Here is a 17,901-nt window from a genome sequence, read left to right as displayed (position 1 = left end):
GTGATTAATTTAAAATGCTTTCTTTTTGTAGATTCTTGATTAGTAAGTTGGCATATCTGCGAGCCAGAGTTCTGATGTTGGAGGATTCGCTGATTTGCGATTGTCCAGTCCAGATGGCAGACTGTGCAGGGTCTATGCCTGGACTGAGGTCATAGAGCTGGCATTCGATGAGGTACTCTGTGTATTCGGTATAGTAACCTGAGTTTTGCCAGCCGTACCCATAGCCGCCGTAGTACACGTCGTACCCATAGCGATAGTTGTAGTAGTTGTACATGTCGTACCCTCCATAAGGACCATAAGCACCATATGCGTAAGGTCCGTTGTAATTTTCGTGGTACTGCACTTGTTCTTTTTGATCAATATTGCTGGCCATGATGACCAAATCAAAATTTTCTTTCTTGATGATGCGTTCCATGTCTTCCTGAGAGGATACTTCGTAGCTCGGAGGGATGAGGGTCATCCCATGCGCAGCGGTGTAGCCTTGTGCGAGGAGTGCGTCTACAACTTCTTCCTCAAAGGCCAAGCGAGTGTCGAGCCTTTGGAACATCCCAAATACGACAATTTTCTTGAATTTATGAGGTTTGTAGGCTGGGTTGGTCCATGAGACGATAGCAGGTGTACAGGAGTACAAACTCAGTGCAAGAACGGCTATGGCAAGATGGAGTAGAGATCTTTTTCGTATTCTTTGGTCAAATAAAAGCATGTATGGACTTTTATAGTTTTGATGATAATAGATGCTGTGAAATTAACAAGTAGTAGGGAGATTCGTGTAATAATTGAGATAAAGTATGCGTGTAGTCAGTGCTGGCTGGAGATCGATGTGACTATCCATAGAGGAAAGCCTTGTTTCTGTACTTCTTGGTAATAAAAAAAGCAACTCATTGCTGAGTTGCCTTTTCGTTTTTGACCTTGTCTTGATGTTTCTACGGCTGTTAGGCCTTGAAGTTTATTTTTCTCATACGGAGCGACGCAGGAGTTACCTCTACGTATTCATCCTCATTGATGTATTCCAGTGCTTCTTCCAGAGAGAATTTTTTGGCAGGGATAATCTTGGCATTGTTGTCCGTACCCGAGGTTCTCATGTTGGTGAGTTTTTTACCTTTTTGGATATTGACTGCTAGATCATTGGCTCTAGAGTGTTCACCGATGACCTGACCGATGTATAGTTCCTCTCCTGGATCTACGAAGAAGATACCTCTGTCTTGTAGCTTGTCGATAGAGTAGGCGGTGCCCGCACCCATCTCCATTGATACCAAAGAGCCATTTTGTCTACCTGCAATGTCTCCTTTGTAGGGTTCGTATGAGCTGAACCTGTGTGTCATGATGGCCTCACCCGCTGTAGCTGTCAAAACCTGATTTCTCAAGCCGATCAATCCACGTGCAGGAATGTTGAACTCCAAATGTTGTACGTCACCTTTTGGTTCCATGATAGTCAGCTCACCTTTTCTTTTGGTGACAAGCTCGATTGCTTTACCTGAAGTTTCTTCTGGTACATCGATGACCAAGTGCTCGATAGGTTCACATTTGACACCATCGATTTCTTTGAATATCACCTGTGGCTGACCTACTTGTAGCTCATAGCCTTCTCTTCTCATCGTCTCGATCAATACAGACAAGTGCAGTACACCACGTCCATAGACCAAAAACTTGTCTTCACTGTCTGTAGAATGTACTCTCAGTGCCAAATTCTTTTCGGTTTCTTTCATCAGACGATCTCTCAAGTGACGAGAGGTGACGAATTTACCTTCTTTTCCAAAGAATGGAGAGTTGTTGATGGTGAAGAGCATGTTCATCGTAGGTTCATCTACACCTACTCTTTCCATTGGCTCTGGGTTGTCAAAGTCAGTGATGGTGTCACCGATTTCGAAATCGTCGATTCCTGTCACAGCACAAAGGTCTCCGCATTGTACAGATTCTACACTTCGTTTGCCTAACCCTTCGAATACGTGCAATTCTTTGATTCTGACCCTTTTTACTGTTCCGTCACTTTTGGTCAAGCCCAAGCTTTGACCTACTGCGATAGACCCTTGGTGGATTCTACCGATGGCGATACGTCCTGTGAATGATGAGAAGTCCAATGAAGTGATTTTCATTCTCAATACACCTTCTCTTTGCTCGGGAGCAGGGATCACTTTGATGATCGTATCGAGTAGTGGCTCTAGGTTGTCTGTTTCGTTTTTCCAATCATGGCTCATCCAGCCATTTTTAGAGGACCCGTAGAGGGTTTGAAAGTCCAGTTGCTCTTCTGTTGCTTCAAGGTTGAACATCAAGTCGAATACTTCCTCGTGTACCTCGTCTGGACGACAGTTTTCTTTGTCTACTTTGTTGACTACTACGATAGGAGTCAAACCGATGGCCAATGCTTTGCTCAATACAAATCTAGTTTGAGGCATGGCGCCTTCAAACGCATCTACCAATAGGATTACTCCATCTGCCATACTCAATACACGCTCTACTTCACCTCCGAAATCGGCGTGACCAGGAGTATCGATGATGTTGATTTTCGTTCCTTTGTAGTTTACAGATACGTTTTTGGAGAGGATGGTGATACCACGCTCTTTTTCAAGATCATTGGAGTCCAGGATCAAGTCGTTGTTGTCCTGTGATCTTTTTGCATCGTTTGCTTGCGCAGCATAGATGATTTTATCAACCAATGTAGTTTTGCCATGGTCAACGTGTGCAATAATTGCTACATTCCTTATCTCAGTCATTCTTTCTTTTCTTAGAAATTTGGCGCAAAGTTACGTGGAATATTTGACAACTAAATAGTGCGAAGTTAATTAGCTATTAAATCTTGTCCACGTGCCAGATAATATAGGCGTATACTGCGAATCTGAGCAAGCGCGAGATGCCGATGAGTACAAATCTGCCCCAGTGGTAATGAGCGGCTCCAGCGAGCATGCATATGGCAGAGTAGGGGATGGGGGTGACTGCCGCAATGAAGATCATGAAGCCTCCGAAGCGCTGAACATTGGGTTCTAGTTTTTCTCCCATTCGTTTTTTGAACTGTTCGTAAAGCTTGAAATGACTAAACTGCCTCCCAATAAAGTACCCAAGCATACCTGCGACATAGGAAATGATCGCGAGGATCGTGGTGAAGAAGATATAATGTTGGAGCCCACCTTGATTGAGAGCCCAGATCATAAAAAGCTCAGGAGGGACGATTCCGAAAAATACTTCTGAGCAGATGAATGTAGCGAAGATCAACAGAGGTTTGTCGGACAGTTCTTGCATGAGCCCGATATACCAGTCTTCAAAGTACCACTTGACAGTCAAAAACAGGATGAGAATGACCGCCAACCATAGCAATCCCTTGGTGAGGTTGGAGACGAGATAGCGGTATTTATTGTTGGAGTCGTTCATGGGGTGATTATTGAGCTGCGGCTTGAGAGATAGGGGTGGTTTCTGTGGTTTTGTCCGAGGGAGTGACAGTGCCTGAGTCTGTGATGGTGATGTTCCAGTAGGGGTCTAGGAGGTCTTGGTAGTGGCTGTTGTATTGGGTTAGCATGATCTTGACGGCATAGTTTAGCCGATGGAGTGCATCTGTTTGATGACCGCTGTGGTTGAGTGGATGAGAGATGAAAAATTTGATCACGGGAAAAGCTTGTTTTCGGAGCTCTCCTAAAATAGAGGCAATCCGAACGTCATCGGTTTCTTTGGATTCGTTGATCCGCTCAATGGCTCGATTGCAGTACCGGCTGAGCCCCTGCATTAGGTGTGTATAAAACCATGCTTTTTCATTTTCTTCTTGATCGGCGATGTATTCTTCGCAAAAGACTTTCAGTATGTTGAGCTGAGGAATGCACAGAGAAGGCTGTGGGTAGACGTTGGGTTGCCACAATATTTCCCGAAAGGTGAAAATTGAGGGCAATAGTTCTGTGTCATACAGGTTGGCTTCTTTGAGTATGAGAATATCGGCAGTACTAAGATTGGGGATGCGTATGTCACCTGCTACCAACTCATATTGCCAGTGTTTGCCTTGCGCGGGACCTTGTGGTGCGGGAGCGATCTCCATGAATTCCCATATCTCGATTAAGTCGATTTTCATACAGAGTCTAAGATATAGAGTAATCTAGGGATTTGAAAGGAGCAGATTTAAGGAATAAGCATCTTTAGTGATTTTGGTTTTATTTCTATGTGGTTTTTGTCAGCCGCTTGAATGGGCTCTCCGTCTAGTTGAGCTTTGGTGTATTTCGATTTGATGGTGATTTTTTTTCCTTTGGCAAAGCGATAGCGAGAGGTCGTGTCTAAGGATTTGCCAAAAAGCTGGATAGGGAAGGTGATCCATTGCCAAAACCGGAGAGGCTCAATGACGACTAGGTCAAGGTATCCGTCAGTAACTTGCGCTTTTGGGGCGATGTAAGCATTGTTGCCATACTGGCTACCGTTGGCTATGGTCAGGATGAAGGCTTTTGCTTTCAGTTTTTTGCCATCGACCTTTATTTTACATGTGCTTGGAGAAAATTGGCCAAACTCTTTGATGGAGAGGAGAATGTAGGAAAACAGACCTCGTTTGCCGAAGGTATCGAAGGCGTGTGCGACTTGTGCATCAAACCCAATGCCAGCGACATTGAGGAAGAGTTGGTCGTTGAACCAGCCAGTATCGATGAGTTGAGGCGTGGCATGGTTGAGCTGAGTGATGGCTGCTGGGATGTCGTTGGAGATTCGGAGATGTTTGGATAGGCCATTTCCTGAGCCATTGGGGATGATACCCATACAGGTGTCCGTGTAGACGAGTCCTTGGGCTACTTCGTTGATCGTGCCGTCTCCACCTATAGCGATGACGGCATGATAGGTTCCGTTAGAAGCCTCTTGAGCACGGCGAGTGGCATCTCCACGAGCGGTGGTATAGTAGAGTGACCAGTCGAATCGACTCGTGTCGAGGTTTTGAGAGATAGCGTTGTGGAAATCGATTTTGTGACCCGACCCTGAAATGGGGTTGGCGATGAAGAGGATTTTCTTTTTTGTGGACATGGTATTTGAAAATAAAAAAGGCCAGTCATACTGGCCTTTTTTATTTTGTTGCTTTATCCTCTAGTTCCTCCAAAGGTGTATCCTAAACCGATACCTATGATACTTTTAAATTGCCATTTGTCGGTCTCCGTAGATAGGATCTGTTCGCCATTGGCATCTAGGTCGTAAAATTTGATGTCGTAATCGTAGATAGTTTGTAAGTAAACCATAGCCGACAAGAAGTCGTTGACTTTCAGGGTAAGGATGTTTTCCCAGTTGACGTCAATTTTTTCGGGGTTGTCTAGGTAATTGGTGAACAAGATCAAGTTGGAAACAAAGGTGGTGTTTTTGAAGATCTCTTTGTTGAATGAGGCTGTAAGTGTTGCCCCAAACTCCCCTCTGAATTGATTGCCAGTACCTTCGACAAGGTTGCCGTTGGTGTCCAAAGTCGCACCTTCTACACCAAAACTGCCAAGGTCAGCAAGTCTTTGATCCATGACAAATGTCATCTTGCTTGCCAAAGGGCCTATGGCGACATGAAAGTAATCGGTTGGCCTATAATCTACTCCTACCGAAGCGAGTAGATATCCTGGTGCCATAAATTTGGAAATGTAGTCGCTATCATCTGGAGCATCCGCGTCGTACCCATATGCAAATTGAGTTCTGAAGTCAAGCATGCCGCTGTAGTACCACTTTTCACTACTGCCAATTTTTTTTCCGACTTGAGATGTTAGCACGAGTCTGTCGTCCGCTTTTTGGGCGTCAGCTTGAGCCTCTTTGATGAATCCAAACCCCATGTCGATGGTACTAGTCCATACGATGGATTCTTTTTTATAGTCAAAGAACTGATAAAAGTAAGCACCACCTGCATAAGAATTGACACCTCCTGCAGACCAGTTGGTCAATGAAGCTTGGTTGGCATTGATTCCGACGCTTCCTCCTTTGTTCCAATATGTAGTGTCTGATTGAGCCATTGAAAATAGTGGGCCCAAAACCAATACTATGAGTATTAATTTTTTCATAAGTTGATTTTTTAATTTCGATAAATAGACCGCTAAATTAGCTCAAAATCTCAAAACGATTGTTTTCTGATTGTTAATTAATCGTAGCTATTGTTTTTGGCGTCATTCTCTTTGAGTACTCTGCGGAGTATTTTTCCTACGTTGGATTTGGGTAGCTCTGTGCAGAATTCGATGTGTCGGGGACATTTGTAGGCGGTGAGTGTTTGCCGAGCAAACTCCTGTATTTCTTCTTCGGTGAGCGAATCATCTTTTTTGACGATGAATACCTTGACTACTTCAGTAGATCGTGAGTTAGGCACTCCTATCGCTCCTACTTCAAGGACTTTGGGGTGTGCTGCGATGGCTTCTTCTACTTCGTTGGGATAGACATTGAAGCCAGATACCAATATCATTTCCTTTTTTCGGTCGACGATTTTGAGGAAACCGTCTTCATCCAAAGTGGCTATATCTCCTGTCTTGAACCATTCTCCTTCCATGACATTGGCCGTCTCTTCGGGTTGATTCCAGTAGCCTTTCATTATTTGCGGCCCACGAGCATAGAGTTCGCCAGGTTCGTTGAATCCTACCTCTTCACCTTTTTCGTTGACCAGTTTGATGTCGGTACTAGGCATTGGGACACCGATTGTTCCTGATCTATGACTACCATCCATAGGATTGACAGTGAGTACGGGAGAGGTTTCTGTGAGCCCATATCCTTCGGTCAGTGGTGATCCAGTGACTTGCATCCATTTTTCAGCGACAGATTTTTGGACAGCCATGCCTCCACCGAGTGCTACTTTGAGTTTGCTGAAGTCGAGTTTTTGAAAACCTTCGTGGTTGACAAGACTGTTGAATAAGGTATTGACTCCAGTCATTATGGTGAATTGGTGTTTGCTTACCTCTTTGGTGAAGGTATCTAGATCACGAGGGTTGGTGATCAAGACGTTGTGTGCTCCGAACTTGAACATCGTGAAGCAATTGCTTGTAAGAGCGAATATGTGGTAAAGTGGCAAGGGAGTGATGACGATTTCTTTGCCATGCTCGAGACAGACTTCTAGCCAGCCACTGACTTGCTCAAGGTTAGCGACTAGGTTGCGGTGTGTGAGCATAGCACCTTTGGATACGCCTGTTGTGCCTCCTGTATATTGAAGAAACGCAAGGTCCTCTCCGTCTATTGCGACTGGAGAGAAAGGGGTAGATGCTCCCAGTTTCATGGCTGTGTTGAATTTTACCGCTTTTGGTAAATGGAAACTAGGAACCATTTTTTTAATTCGCTTCACTACGAAATTGGTGAGGATTTTTTTTAGTCCTCCAAATAAGTCACCTATCTGTGTCGTGATGACAAGATCTATTTTGGTCTCAGGCAAGATGGATTCAAGATTGAAGGCAAAGTTTTCTAAGATGACAATGGCTCTAGCTCCTGCATCATTGATTTGATGTTTCATTTCGGCGGCTGTATATAGCGGGTTGATGTTGACAACTGTCAAGCCGCATTTAAGTGCCGCAAACATGACCACAGGGTATTGGAGCAGGTTGGGCATTTGGAGAGCTATCCGGTCTCCTTTTCGAAGATTGGTCTGGTTTTGGAAATAGCTTGCCATGTGGTTGGTTTGTTCTTCGAGCTCTGCGTAGGTCATTGCTTTGCCCATATTTTCCATGGCCGGACGATTTGCATATTTTTTGAAGCCAGTGTCGAGTAGATCGACGAGAGACGAATAGATGTCGGCATCTATTTCGTGAGGGATTCCTTTAGGATACTGTTTGAACCAAGGCGCATTTTTCATAGTCATGTTGTTGTCTTCTGAGAGCGATCTTCTTTTGATAAATCTCACCAATAAAGATGAGGATAGAAAACCGAATAGACAAAGAATGAGGAGTGAAAAAGGAGGGGAGTATGGTCAGATGGGGTAAAATGAAAAAAGTCTGGTAGAACCAGACTCTTTCATTAAACAACATTAACCCAAAAATGATAGCTGTAGGAGAAGGATTCGAACCTCCACGGAGCAGTTAGTCACGAGATGTGATTTATCCTTTATCTCCACCCCCGAGACAGGGGGGCATGGCTGCCTGTTTCATCACCCTACATTGTGTCAAAAGAAGAAAAAGAACGTCTTTCTTTTCCCTTTGTGATTACAAATTTATAGCAACTCGTCGGAATATTAAAAATTTTTCATAAAAACATTCACATATTTATGTGTGTCCTAATAAATGATTATAATTGTTGAGTATTTAATAAAACGACTTGTGAATCATGGCGAAAAATTATGAAATTGATGAAGTGGATTTGAAAATCTTGTCTCATCTGATGATTGACGCTAAAACTCCATATACGGAGATAGCTAAAAAGGTGTACGTCTCTGGAGGTACAGTCCATGTCCGAATGAAAAAACTCGAGGAGATGGGAGTGGTCAAAGGTACAACACTTCAGTTGGATTACTCTAAACTAGGGTTCGATGTGACTTGTTTTTTGGGGATTTATTTGCAAAAGAGCTCTTTGTATGACTCGGTGGTCGAGAAACTGCAGGGGATTCCTGAGGTCGTACGGATACATTACACGACGGGCAATTACAATATATTCATTAAGATTCATTGTAGAGATACTAATCACCTCAGAGAAGTACTTCATGATAAGATCCAGAAAGTAGACGGTATAGATAGGACAGAAACTTTCATCTCTTTGGATGAGAGTATGAGCCGCCCGATTCAGTTGGGATAGTAGTCATGCAGTGATGAAATCATGTTTAAGAGCACCCTAGTTGAGTTTAGGGTGCTTTTTTGTGTAGGGGCCATGCCGAGCGTGGGGAGCGATACCTGTATTATGGATTTTGGATGAACTAGGAGTTGCTCCAGAAAGTAGTAGGCGTGTGGTATTGTAGACGCCAAAATATGATCGATATTTTAAATGATGACGAAATCCATTCTATATTTGTGAGGTTTGAAAAACAAATAGTAATAATACCTGCAGATGAAGTATAAAAGAATATTATTGAAGCTAAGTGGAGAGGCCCTGATGGGTGATAAACAGTACGGGATAGATGCTTCAAGATTGGAACAATATGTCGAGGACATCCAAAAAATCCAAGAAACTGGAGTAGAGATTGCTATTGTGATCGGGGGCGGCAACATCTTTAGAGGTGTGCAAGCTGAGAGTTCTGGGATCGATCGGGTACAAGGGGACTACATGGGGATGTTGGCCACTGTCATCAATGCAATGGCGTTGCAATCTGCTTTAGAGAAAGCAGGTATGTATACACGACTCATGTCTGGTATCAAGATCGAAGAGGTGTGCGAGCCGTTCATCAAGCGAAGAGCTGTGCGACATCTAGAGAAGGGGCGGATTGTGATTTTCGGTGCAGGAATCGGAAACCCATATTTTACTACTGACTCTACGGCTAGTTTGAGAGCTATCGAAGTAGAAGCAGACGTAGTACTCAAAGGTACACGCGTAGATGGTGTGTATACTGCTGATCCCGAAAAAGATCCCTCTGCTACACGGTATACTGAAATTTCGTTTCAAGAAGTGTACGAAAAGGGACTCAATGTGATGGATATGACTGCATTCACTTTGTGTCAAGAAAACAAACTGCCAATTATTGTGTTTGACATGAACAAAGAAGGTAATTTGTTTGATATCGTGCAAGGCAAAGACGTGGGGACTTTGATTTCCTAATTTATAGAAATACTCAATCATAAAAATAGTAAGACATGGAAGAGATAGAAATGTTTTTGGAAGAGGCTAAAGAGCTAATGGATAAATCTGTCAGTCATTGTCAGCATGAGTTGACCAAAATTCGAGCAGGGAAGGCAGCGCCAACCATGCTGGATGGATTGATGGTGGAGTACTATGGTAGCCCGACTCCTATCACACAGGTAGCCTCTATTACCACTCCAGATGCACGAACACTCGCGATCAAGCCTTGGGAAAAAAATGTCATTTCAAATATCGAACGTGCCATCATCAATAGTGATCTAGGTCTTAATCCTCAGAATGACGGGGAGCAGATTCGTATCAATATCCCTCCATTGACAGAGGACCGCCGTAGAGACCTCGTCAAACAAGCCAAAGGAGAGGGCGAAAATGGAAAAGTCAGTATCCGAAACGTAAGAAAGGACACGAACGATTCTTTGAAGAAACTATTGAAAGACGGTGTGGAAGGAGTGTCAGAGGATTCTGTCAAAGACGCTGAGGCCGAAGTACAGAAAATAACGGACAGTCATGTACTGAAAATCGATGCACTCATCGAAGCGAAAGAAAAAGACATCATGACGATCTAAGAGTAAAGATTTTTACTCTTAATAAAGAATTCAACTTCAGGGGCTACTAGATATTTGATCGAGTGGCCCTTTTCTATGGCCTCTCGGATGAATGTCGCCGATATGTGAAGCATAGGTGCTTTGATCATTTCTATTTTGTCTTGCAGGTCAATTTTGGGCGCGCGTGCATTGGGCCTTGGATAGATGAGCAAACTATGGTATGCGAGGATGCTCTCGTAATTCTTCCATTTGTGAAAGTGTGTCAGATTGTCCTCTCCCATGATGAGTTTAAACTGTTTGTCAGGGTGCTTTTCGGCTAGTACAGCTAAGGTTTTTACGGTATAATTAGGTTTAGGCATTCCAAATTCAACATCTGACACTTTCATCTTGGGCTGGTCTTGTATGGCTGCTTGCACCATGTCGTATCGATCAAACTCGTGTAGAAGTGATTTGCTTTTTTTGAACGGGTTCTGTGGACTGACTACAAACCATAGTTCGTCGACAGAGCCCGAATCGATAATGGCCTGAGCAATGATCATGTGCCCTATATGGATGGGGTTGAAGGATCCGAAAAACAACCCGACGACCGTAGATTTGCTCATGAGTTTAGGAATTCTGAAACTATTTTTTCGCTTTCCGCAAAGGAGGTCTCGAGGACTTCATTGACGATCGTGGTGTCAAATTTGTCTTCGAAAGACATTTCAAATTTTGCTTTGAACAATCTTCGGGACAAACTTTGTTCATCTTCTGTGCCTCGGTCTTTGAGCCGTTCGGATAGCGTTTCGATATCCGTCACCTTGACAAAAATCGCGAGAGCTTTGTCTCCAAAGTATTGTTTGAGATTCAGTCCTCCTTTGACATCTACATCAAATATGACATGTTTGCCACTTTTCCATATTCTGTCGATTTCGGACTTGAGTGTGCCATAAAAGTTGCCTTCATAGACTTCTTCCCATTCTATGAACTCGTTGTTATCGATCTTGGTTTTGAATTCATCTGGCGTGAGGAAATGGTAGTCTTTGCCGTGGGTTTCACTACGACCTCTTTTGTCTCGCGTCGAAGCGGAAATACTAAAAGCGAGTTCTGGGAGCTTGGATAGGAGATGTTTGACTATAGTAGTTTTGCCAGAACCAGAGGGTGCTGAAAAAATGATGGCTTTACCTTCGTGCATGGATTATGAGCTAGACTTTTGGATTTTGTTTTTGATGGATTCGGCGAGTCCAGCAGGGACTTCCTGATTGACAAGCTTGAGCTGAATCGCTTTTTTCAATTCTTTTTCCAAATTTAGTTCATCTAGGCATTTTAAACACAATTTGAGATGCCTTCTCAAATATTCTTCTTGTGCAGGGGTGGATTGATTGTCAACCACATCGTGAATCAAATCTATGTACTCAGAGCAATTGCCCATGCCGGCACGGTATTTTAAGTTGTTGAATGTTTTTTTTATCCCCACGGTTCTATTATTTGTAGCCCATACTAGCTGCGTATTGCGCAAGCCTTTCCTTTAGCAAATTCCTTGCTCTGTGTATACGAGATCGTACTGTGCCGATCGGAATGTCGAGTATTTTTGACATTTCCTCATAGGTGAAGCCTTCGAGATCACATAGGAAAATGACCGTTTTGAAATCTACGTCTAAGCTGTTGAGCGCGTTGGTGACCTCATCGCCCATCATGTTTTTGACAGTGTCTACGCGTAGATCCGTGGTGACACTGGGTTTTTCTGTTCCTTCCGAATTATAGTAGCCTTCTACCTCTTGGTAATCGACTTTGGAGGGTTGTTTGCTCTTTTTTCTAAATTCATTGATGAAACTGTTTTTTAGAATTCTAAACAGCCATGCTTTGGCATTAGTTCCTTCTTGGAAAGAATCAATGAACCGAAAGGATTTCATGAAGGTGTCCTGTACTAGGTCTTTGGAATCATCCTCGTCATAGGTGAGTTTGTAGGCGAAGTTGTAGAGTGCACCAAGGTGTGGCATGAACTCCTCGTCGAAGATCCGTTGTTTCTCACGGTCATTGTGCTGCTTCTTCTCAGTTTGTTCTTCCATTCGGAGGTACGGATATCTGTTTCAACAACCAAACGAATACCTATGCAATAGGTTGTTGGGTTTAGGTACTAATAATAAGAAAAGCCTCACCGAGAGGGTGAGGCTTCAGGTTTTCTGAGAGTGAATTTTAGTATCTGTAGTACTCAGGCTTGTAGGGGCCTTCTACAGTTACACCTATGTATTCTGCTTGCTCTTCAGAAAGTACATCTAACTCTACACCAATTTTAGCGAGGTGTAGTTTAGCTACTTTCTCATCGAGGTGCTTAGGCAGCATATATACTTTATTTTCGTACGCATCTGTGTTTGTCCATAGTTCCAGTTGAGCCAAAGTTTGGTTGGTAAACGAGTTGGACATTACGAATGATGGGTGACCAGTAGCACATCCCAAGTTGACCAAACGACCTTCTGCTAAGAGGACAATCTCTTTGCCATCGAGTGTGTATAGGTCTACTTGAGGCTTGATTTCATCCTTGGTCGCATTGCTGTTGAGCCATGATACGTCGATTTCATTGTCAAAGTGACCGATGTTACATACGATCGCTTTGTCCTTCATTGCTTTGAAATGACGGTCTACGATGATGTCTTTGTTGCCCGTAGTGGTGACGATGATGTCACCCTCTTTGACTGCATCATCCATTTTCTTCACAGCAAAACCATCCATTGCAGCTTGGAGTGCGCATATTGGGTCGATTTCTGTGACAATGACTCGTGCGCCAGCTCCTCTTAGTGAGGCAGCAGAGCCTTTTCCTACGTCACCGTATCCTGCTACTACAGCTACTTTTCCAGCCATCATGACGTCCGTGGCACGTCTGATTGCATCTACGAGTGATTCCTTACATCCATATTTGTTGTCAAATTTAGACTTGGTCACAGAGTCGTTGACATTGATTGCCGGCATAGGTAGTGTGCCTTTGGCTTCTCTCTCTTGGAGTCTATGTACTCCAGTGGTGGTTTCTTCTGACAATCCTTTGATGTCTTTGACCAGTTCAGGGTATCTGTCTAGCACCATGTTGGTCAAGTCACCTCCATCGTCTAGAATCATATTGAGAGGCTTGCCTCCTTCGAATGCAAAAAGAGTTTGCTCAATGCACCAGTCAAACTCTTCTTCGTTCATCCCTTTCCATGCGAAAACAGGAATGTCAGCTTTTGCAATGGCAGCTGCAGCATGATCTTGTGTGGAAAAAATGTTACATGAAGACCAAGTTACCTCAGCGCCCAATTCGATTAATGTTTCGATCAATACAGCAGTTTGGATGGTCATGTGAAGGCAGCCGGCAATTCTAGCACCTTTCAAAGGCTGGCTAGCGCCGTACTCTTCTCTAAGGGACATGAGGCCTGGCATCTCAGCTTCAGCAAGTTTGATTTCTTTTCTCCCCCAGTCAGCTAGACTGATGTCCTTTACTTTGTTCTTTAGTTGTGAATCTATCATTATTCTATATTTTCAGATTGAGAGTGCAAAGTTACGTGAATTGCTTGAAACTTAAAGCCTTTGGTTGTAGCCAAAGTCACCGTGTGATCGCCATTTTTATAAAAAACTAACTTCTTTGAAATGAAAGAGTCGATAGTTTCCTTGTTGTTCGATTCGAAGTTGTCCGTGTGGGCTCACCCCACGAATCTCTCCAGAGAAAACTTCTCCATCCGCTTGATAGCGCTTTAACTGATGAATTTGATAAAGATGTTTTTCATAGCTCTGGCGCAGGGTGTGCTTGGGTTCACGGATAAGGTCGTAGTATTTCTCTGTATGGAGAAGGATTGTTTCTGCCAAATCATCGATGGAGTGTTCTTTTTCCATGATTATTTTGAGGCTGGTAGCATTGAGTGGAGGATCAAAAGTGTCTTGATTGACGTTGATGCCAATACCAACAACTGAGTGCGCGATTTGTGTGCCACGTACGGAATTTTCGATGAGAATACCTCCGATTTTTTGATTGTTGTAGTAGAGGTCGTTTGGCCATTTGATAGTCAAACGATCGTCCAAGATTTGTGCAAGAGTATCGTAGACGGCCAACGACACCATGAGGTGGAGATCAAATTGTGCAACAAGTGGGATGAACGTTGGCTGTAGTATAAAGGAAAATGTCAGGTTTTTTCCTGCTTGAGAGTGCCAGAGATTGCCTCGTTGTCCCTTGCCTTTAGTTTGGTCATCGGTGAGGATCGTGGTGCCTTCTGTGCCGTGTCCATTGTTGACCAAAGAGAGGGCGATCTCGTTGGTAGAGTGACATTGTGGCAGAAAGAGGACTTTTTTACCCAGTTTATGAGGTTTGGCAAAGAATTTATGCAATATTATTTGATTAATTTTGTGCAAAATTAGATACAATATATGACAGAAGTAAAGGATGTCCAGAAATCTGAAAATCTGGAGCAGGTAGTGGTACAAGGAATGCAAGAAATAAAGGCTTCTGACATTGTTGTCATGGATTTGAGAGAAATCTCCAATTCGGTTGCCAAATATTTCGTAATTTGCTCAGGTAATTCTGATACCCACCTGGATTCAATCGCCCAATCTGTAGAAGAGGAAGTTTACAAATCCTTGAAAATTGACCCTTGGCATAAAGAAGGTAGAGAAAATAAAGAGTGGATTCTACTGGATTATGCAGATGTAGTGGTTCATATCTTTAGAAAAGACCGTAGAGAGTTTTATTCCCTAGAGAAACTGTGGGGGGATGCAGTGGTCAGTAAAGTCGAATAATAACTTAAGTTGTATCAGAACGTAATCAAGAGAGTTTTTAAGAAAAAATTAGAATGGCGGATAAACCAAAAAATAAGAATACTGCGACTCAACCAAACAAGCCCAATTACCAGATATGGGTGATTATTGGGTTGATGACTTTCATCTTTGGGATTTCATATTTTTCGAACAATAATTCTGCAAAGGAGATTTCCTTTAGAAAGTTTGAGGAAATGGTGCTCAGCAATGATGTGCAAAAGGTAACCCTAATCGGGAATCAAAACATAGTAGATGTACAACTCAAGGAGGAGGCGTTGGAAAATAGCAAGTACAAGCTAGATCTCGAACACCAAAACAATTTGGGGATGTCTTCGTCCGGTCCGCAGTATTATTTCAAAATAGAAAGCAAGGATATTTTCGTACAGAAGAAAAATGCTTTGGATGCTCAACTCAAGGATGGACCGCAGTATGAGTATTATGTGGACGAAAAATCAGATTATACCAACATATTTCTTAATTCTGGGTTCTTCATCATTATCATACTAGGGTTTTGGTTGTTGATGCGTAGAATGACAGGAGGAGGAGGTCCTGGGGGGCAGATTTTCAATATTGGGAAATCTAAAGCTGCTTTGTTCGATGCAGAAAACAAGGTGAAGATTACTTTTGGAAACGTCGCAGGTCTCGATGAGGCAAAGGAAGAGGTGAAGGAAATTGTAGACTTTCTCAAGACGCCAACGAAATTCACTAAACTAGGAGGTAAGATTCCAAAGGGAGCTTTGCTTGTCGGCCCTCCAGGTACAGGTAAGACTTTGTTGGCGAAGGCCGTAGCTGGGGAGGCAGGAGTGCCTTTCTTTACACTTTCTGGCTCTGATTTCGTGGAGATGTTTGTGGGGGTAGGGGCTGCTCGGGTTAGAGACTTGTTTAAGCAGGCCAAAGAAAAGGCTCCTTGTATCGTGTTTATCGATGAGATTGATGCGATTGGTAGATCTCGTGGCAAGGGACAGATGCCAGGTTCTAACGATGAAAGAGAAAATACCTTGAATTCACTACTTGTGGAGATGGATGGTTTTTCGACAGATTCGGGAGTGATTATATTGGCTGCTACCAACAGGCCTGACGTGTTGGATTCGGCGTTGTTGAGACCAGGGCGTTTTGATCGTCAGATCAGTATAGACAAACCTGATATCATCGGTAGAGATGCTATATTTAAAGTGCATTTGGGGCCGATCAAGGTTGATAAGGATATTGATTCGAGAAAATTGGCTGCTCAAACACCAGGGTTTGCGGGAGCAGAAATCGCTAACGTGTGTAATGAAGCTGCGCTGATTGCTGCGCGTAAGGATAAAAAAGCAGTGGATGCGAAAGATTTTCAAGATGCTATTGACCGTGTGATTGGAGGACTGGAGAAGAAAAGCAAGATCATCTCTCCTGAGGAGAAGAAGATAGTAGCTTATCATGAAGCAGGTCACGCTGTGGCTGGTTGGTTTTTGGAGCATGCTGATCCATTGGTCAAAGTAAGTATCGTGCCGAGAGGGTTAGCGGCTTTGGGGTATGCACAGTATTTGCCCAAAGAGCAGTATTTGTATCAGACCGAACAGTTGTTGGACGAGATGTGTATGGCACTGGGTGGTAGAGCTGCAGAGGAAATAATTTTTGGTAAGATTTCTACGGGGGCTTTGAGTGATCTAGAGCGAATTACCAAGATGGCGTATAGTATAGTCACTGTATACGGTATGAATGATGCCATCGGTAATTTGTCATTTTATGATTCGAAACAGTCGGAGTACAATTTCAATAAGCCATATTCGGATGCGACTGCTGAGAAGATAGATAAGGAAGTTAAGTCAATTGTGGACAAAGCGTACGGCCGTACCAAAGCTCTCCTGATTGACAAGAAGGTGGAGCTGGAGCGTATCGCTCAAGCTCTTCTTGAGAAGGAGATTATTTTTCAGGCTGATCTGGAGACTTTGATTGGTAAGAGACCTTTTGAGGGGGAAACCAATTATCAAGCATTTACCAATGGGGATCTAGAGACCAAGGGAGTGCAAGAGAAGAAGAATGAGAAGGACCTAGAGGAGTTGAAGTCGACAATCAAAACGGAGGTGGAGCAAGAGGACTCTCCAGACTCCCCGAAGGATTTGGAAGAATCTACGACGGATAAAGAAAACTAAATATTAAATTGGGACTTTAAGTCCCAATTTTTTTGATGCAACAAAACTACTTTACACTCCCCAAGGGTCAGAAAGCTTATTTTGCGAGTGATTTTCATTTGGGAGCTCCTAGTATGGAGCTGTCTATGATGAGAGAGAAACGAATCGTCCGATGGCTTGATGAGATTGCCAAGGATGCGGGGGTATTGTTTTTGGTAGGAGACCTGTTCGATTTTTGGTTCGAGTACCGTCATGTCGTACCCAAAGGGTATGTTCGTTTTTTGGGCAAATTGGCAGAGTTATCTGATAGAGGGGTGCAGATAGTCGTTTTTATAGGCAATCATGACTTATGGATCAAGGATTACCTAAAGGAGCAAGTGAGTGCAATTATCTACGCTACTGCTCAAGATGTTCAGATCAATGGTAAGTATTTTCATATAGCGCATGGTGATGGGCTAGATCCTGCAGACAAGAAATTTAGGTTAATAAAAAAGGTGTTTACCAACCCATTCTGCCAGTGGCTTTTTTCGTGGTTGCACCCTGATGTGGGAGTCGCCTTGGCCAATGCATGGTCGGGGCGTAGCAGAAAAGAAAAGGAAGGGCAAAATGATGATGCTCACTTGATCCGATACAGTGAGGGTTTACAGGCGCTATCACCACATGATTTTTACATGTATGGGGATTGTCACATAGATCGACTTCAAGACCTGGAGGGCGCTATATATTGCAATTTAGGAGATTGGATTACTCGATCTACTTATGCGCGATTTGATGGAGAGAACTTGGAGTTGCTGACGTTTGAGGGATGATGATGAGGGGATGGGGTCTTA

19 protein-coding genes are annotated in these 17,901 nt (G+C 43.3%); 6 read left to right on the top strand and 13 right to left on the bottom strand.

Features of this window, described 5'->3' with window-relative positions; translation table 11 throughout:
• Positions 1–4: 4 nt before the first annotated feature.
• The 7 genes from BFP72_RS14595 to BFP72_RS14565 all read right to left on the bottom strand — a co-directional run bounded on the left by BFP72_RS14595 (position 5) and on the right by BFP72_RS14565 (position 7,744).
• A complete protein-coding gene (locus BFP72_RS14595; protein ID WP_143520090.1) occupies positions 5–703 on the bottom strand; it encodes a hypothetical protein in 699 nt (232 codons plus the stop codon).
• Between the two features lie 229 nt (positions 704–932).
• Complete coding sequence (gene typA, locus BFP72_RS14590; RefSeq protein ID WP_099599839.1) at positions 933–2,711, bottom strand: translational GTPase TypA; 1,779 nt, start codon at positions 2,709–2,711, stop codon at positions 933–935.
• A 76-nt stretch (positions 2,712–2,787) separates the two neighbouring features.
• Positions 2,788–3,363, bottom strand: coding sequence for a YqaA family protein (locus BFP72_RS14585; protein ID WP_099599838.1), 576 nt, complete (start codon positions 3,361–3,363; stop codon positions 2,788–2,790).
• Between the two features lie 7 nt (positions 3,364–3,370).
• On the bottom strand, positions 3,371–4,048 hold the full coding sequence (locus BFP72_RS14580; RefSeq protein WP_099599837.1) for a hypothetical protein: 678 nt from the start codon (positions 4,046–4,048) through the stop codon (positions 3,371–3,373).
• 47 nt (positions 4,049–4,095) lie between these two features.
• Positions 4,096–4,974 carry a diacylglycerol kinase family protein gene (locus BFP72_RS14575; protein WP_099599836.1) on the bottom strand — a complete coding sequence of 293 codons (879 nt, stop codon included), beginning with the start codon at positions 4,972–4,974 and terminating at the stop codon, positions 4,096–4,098.
• 53 nt (positions 4,975–5,027) lie between these two features.
• Positions 5,028–5,975 carry a DUF3078 domain-containing protein gene (locus BFP72_RS14570; RefSeq protein WP_099599835.1) on the bottom strand — a complete coding sequence of 316 codons (948 nt, stop codon included), beginning with the start codon at positions 5,973–5,975 and terminating at the stop codon, positions 5,028–5,030.
• A gap of 77 nt (positions 5,976–6,052) precedes the next feature.
• Positions 6,053–7,744: an AMP-binding protein gene (locus BFP72_RS14565; RefSeq protein ID WP_369824127.1), complete on the bottom strand. Its 1,692-nt coding sequence runs from the start codon at positions 7,742–7,744 to the stop codon at positions 6,053–6,055.
• Positions 7,745–8,205: 461 nt separating this feature from the next.
• On the opposite strand from BFP72_RS14565, the gene BFP72_RS14560 reads away from it, so the two are divergent.
• The 3 genes from BFP72_RS14560 to frr all read left to right on the top strand — a co-directional run bounded on the left by BFP72_RS14560 (position 8,206) and on the right by frr (position 10,229).
• On the top strand, positions 8,206–8,670 hold the full coding sequence (locus BFP72_RS14560; RefSeq protein ID WP_099599834.1) for an Lrp/AsnC ligand binding domain-containing protein: 465 nt from the start codon (positions 8,206–8,208) through the stop codon (positions 8,668–8,670).
• A gap of 249 nt (positions 8,671–8,919) precedes the next feature.
• Positions 8,920–9,624, top strand: a complete 705-nt coding sequence (gene pyrH / locus BFP72_RS14555; RefSeq protein WP_099599833.1) for a UMP kinase — start codon at positions 8,920–8,922, stop codon at positions 9,622–9,624.
• Between the two features lie 35 nt (positions 9,625–9,659).
• Positions 9,660–10,229 (top strand): ribosome recycling factor, encoded by a 570-nt coding sequence (frr, locus tag BFP72_RS14550; protein ID WP_099599832.1) that lies wholly within the window; start codon positions 9,660–9,662, stop codon positions 10,227–10,229.
• On the opposite strand, the gene nadD is transcribed toward frr, so the two are convergent.
• From nadD to BFP72_RS14520, 6 genes are all read right to left on the bottom strand, one after another.
• A complete protein-coding gene (gene nadD, locus BFP72_RS14545; protein WP_099599831.1) occupies positions 10,226–10,810 on the bottom strand; it encodes a nicotinate (nicotinamide) nucleotide adenylyltransferase in 585 nt (194 codons plus the stop codon). The genes frr and nadD overlap by 4 nt on opposite strands.
• Positions 10,807–11,379, bottom strand: a complete 573-nt coding sequence (gene gmk, locus BFP72_RS14540; protein WP_099599830.1) for a guanylate kinase — start codon at positions 11,377–11,379, stop codon at positions 10,807–10,809. Before gmk ends, nadD begins: the two co-directional genes overlap by 4 nt.
• A gap of 3 nt (positions 11,380–11,382) precedes the next feature.
• Positions 11,383–11,661, bottom strand: a complete 279-nt coding sequence (locus BFP72_RS14535) for a hypothetical protein (protein ID WP_143520089.1) — start codon at positions 11,659–11,661, stop codon at positions 11,383–11,385.
• Between the two features lie 7 nt (positions 11,662–11,668).
• Positions 11,669–12,253 carry a sigma-70 family RNA polymerase sigma factor gene (locus tag BFP72_RS14530; RefSeq protein WP_099599828.1) on the bottom strand — a complete coding sequence of 195 codons (585 nt, stop codon included), beginning with the start codon at positions 12,251–12,253 and terminating at the stop codon, positions 11,669–11,671.
• Between the two features lie 127 nt (positions 12,254–12,380).
• Entirely contained in the window at positions 12,381–13,682 is a 1,302-nt protein-coding gene (ahcY, locus tag BFP72_RS14525) for an adenosylhomocysteinase (protein WP_099599827.1), read from the bottom strand.
• Positions 13,683–13,778: 96 nt separating this feature from the next.
• Positions 13,779–14,534 (bottom strand): biotin--[acetyl-CoA-carboxylase] ligase, encoded by a 756-nt coding sequence (locus tag BFP72_RS14520; protein WP_158233422.1) that lies wholly within the window; start codon positions 14,532–14,534, stop codon positions 13,779–13,781.
• 39 nt (positions 14,535–14,573) lie between these two features.
• Between BFP72_RS14520 and rsfS the strand changes: the two genes are divergently transcribed.
• The 3 genes from rsfS to BFP72_RS14505 are packed head-to-tail and all read left to right on the top strand — an operon-like array spanning position 14,574 to position 17,880.
• The gene (gene rsfS, locus BFP72_RS14515; protein ID WP_099599825.1) at positions 14,574–14,942 is read left to right on the top strand and encodes a ribosome silencing factor; all 369 of its coding nucleotides are present in this window, start codon (positions 14,574–14,576) and stop codon (positions 14,940–14,942) included.
• A gap of 53 nt (positions 14,943–14,995) precedes the next feature.
• Positions 14,996–17,092, top strand: a complete 2,097-nt coding sequence (ftsH, locus tag BFP72_RS14510; RefSeq protein ID WP_099599824.1) for an ATP-dependent zinc metalloprotease FtsH — start codon at positions 14,996–14,998, stop codon at positions 17,090–17,092.
• 35 nt (positions 17,093–17,127) lie between these two features.
• Entirely contained in the window at positions 17,128–17,880 is a 753-nt protein-coding gene (locus BFP72_RS14505) for a UDP-2,3-diacylglucosamine diphosphatase (protein WP_099599823.1), read from the top strand.
• Positions 17,881–17,901 lie beyond the last annotated feature (21 nt).

Source organism: Reichenbachiella sp. 5M10 (genome assembly GCF_002742335.1).
In the GTDB taxonomy this organism is placed as follows: Bacteria; Bacteroidota; Bacteroidia; order Cytophagales; family Cyclobacteriaceae; genus Reichenbachiella.
Note: the sequence above shows the minus strand (reverse complement) of the source record. Positions and strands in the feature narration are given on the sequence as shown.

What these genes read in the sequence shown, in the direction of transcription:
- BFP72_RS14595 (WP_143520090.1), bottom strand. Translation starts at nt 703, where the DNA reads ATGCTTTTATTTGACCAAAGAATACGAAAAAGATCTCTACTCCATCTT.
- typA (WP_099599839.1), bottom strand. Translation starts at nt 2,711, where the DNA reads ATGACTGAGATAAGGAATGTAGCAATTATTGCACACGTTGACCATGGC.
- BFP72_RS14585 (WP_099599838.1), bottom strand. Translation starts at nt 3,363, where the DNA reads ATGAACGACTCCAACAATAAATACCGCTATCTCGTCTCCAACCTCACC.
- BFP72_RS14580 (WP_099599837.1), bottom strand. Translation starts at nt 4,048, where the DNA reads ATGAAAATCGACTTAATCGAGATATGGGAATTCATGGAGATCGCTCCC.
- BFP72_RS14575 (WP_099599836.1), bottom strand. Translation starts at nt 4,974, where the DNA reads ATGTCCACAAAAAAGAAAATCCTCTTCATCGCCAACCCCATTTCAGGG.
- BFP72_RS14570 (WP_099599835.1), bottom strand. Translation starts at nt 5,975, where the DNA reads ATGAAAAAATTAATACTCATAGTATTGGTTTTGGGCCCACTATTTTCA.
- BFP72_RS14565 (WP_369824127.1), bottom strand. Translation starts at nt 7,744, where the DNA reads ATGACTATGAAAAATGCGCCTTGGTTCAAACAGTATCCTAAAGGAATC.
- BFP72_RS14560 (WP_099599834.1), top strand. Translation starts at nt 8,206, where the DNA reads ATGGCGAAAAATTATGAAATTGATGAAGTGGATTTGAAAATCTTGTCT.
- pyrH (WP_099599833.1), top strand. Translation starts at nt 8,920, where the DNA reads ATGAAGTATAAAAGAATATTATTGAAGCTAAGTGGAGAGGCCCTGATG.
- frr (WP_099599832.1), top strand. Translation starts at nt 9,660, where the DNA reads ATGGAAGAGATAGAAATGTTTTTGGAAGAGGCTAAAGAGCTAATGGAT.
- nadD (WP_099599831.1), bottom strand. Translation starts at nt 10,810, where the DNA reads ATGAGCAAATCTACGGTCGTCGGGTTGTTTTTCGGATCCTTCAACCCC.
- gmk (WP_099599830.1), bottom strand. Translation starts at nt 11,379, where the DNA reads ATGCACGAAGGTAAAGCCATCATTTTTTCAGCACCCTCTGGTTCTGGC.
- BFP72_RS14530 (WP_099599828.1), bottom strand. Translation starts at nt 12,253, where the DNA reads ATGGAAGAACAAACTGAGAAGAAGCAGCACAATGACCGTGAGAAACAA.
- ahcY (WP_099599827.1), bottom strand. Translation starts at nt 13,682, where the DNA reads ATGATAGATTCACAACTAAAGAACAAAGTAAAGGACATCAGTCTAGCT.
- rsfS (WP_099599825.1), top strand. Translation starts at nt 14,574, where the DNA reads ATGACAGAAGTAAAGGATGTCCAGAAATCTGAAAATCTGGAGCAGGTA.
- ftsH (WP_099599824.1), top strand. Translation starts at nt 14,996, where the DNA reads ATGGCGGATAAACCAAAAAATAAGAATACTGCGACTCAACCAAACAAG.
- BFP72_RS14505 (WP_099599823.1), top strand. Translation starts at nt 17,128, where the DNA reads ATGCAACAAAACTACTTTACACTCCCCAAGGGTCAGAAAGCTTATTTT.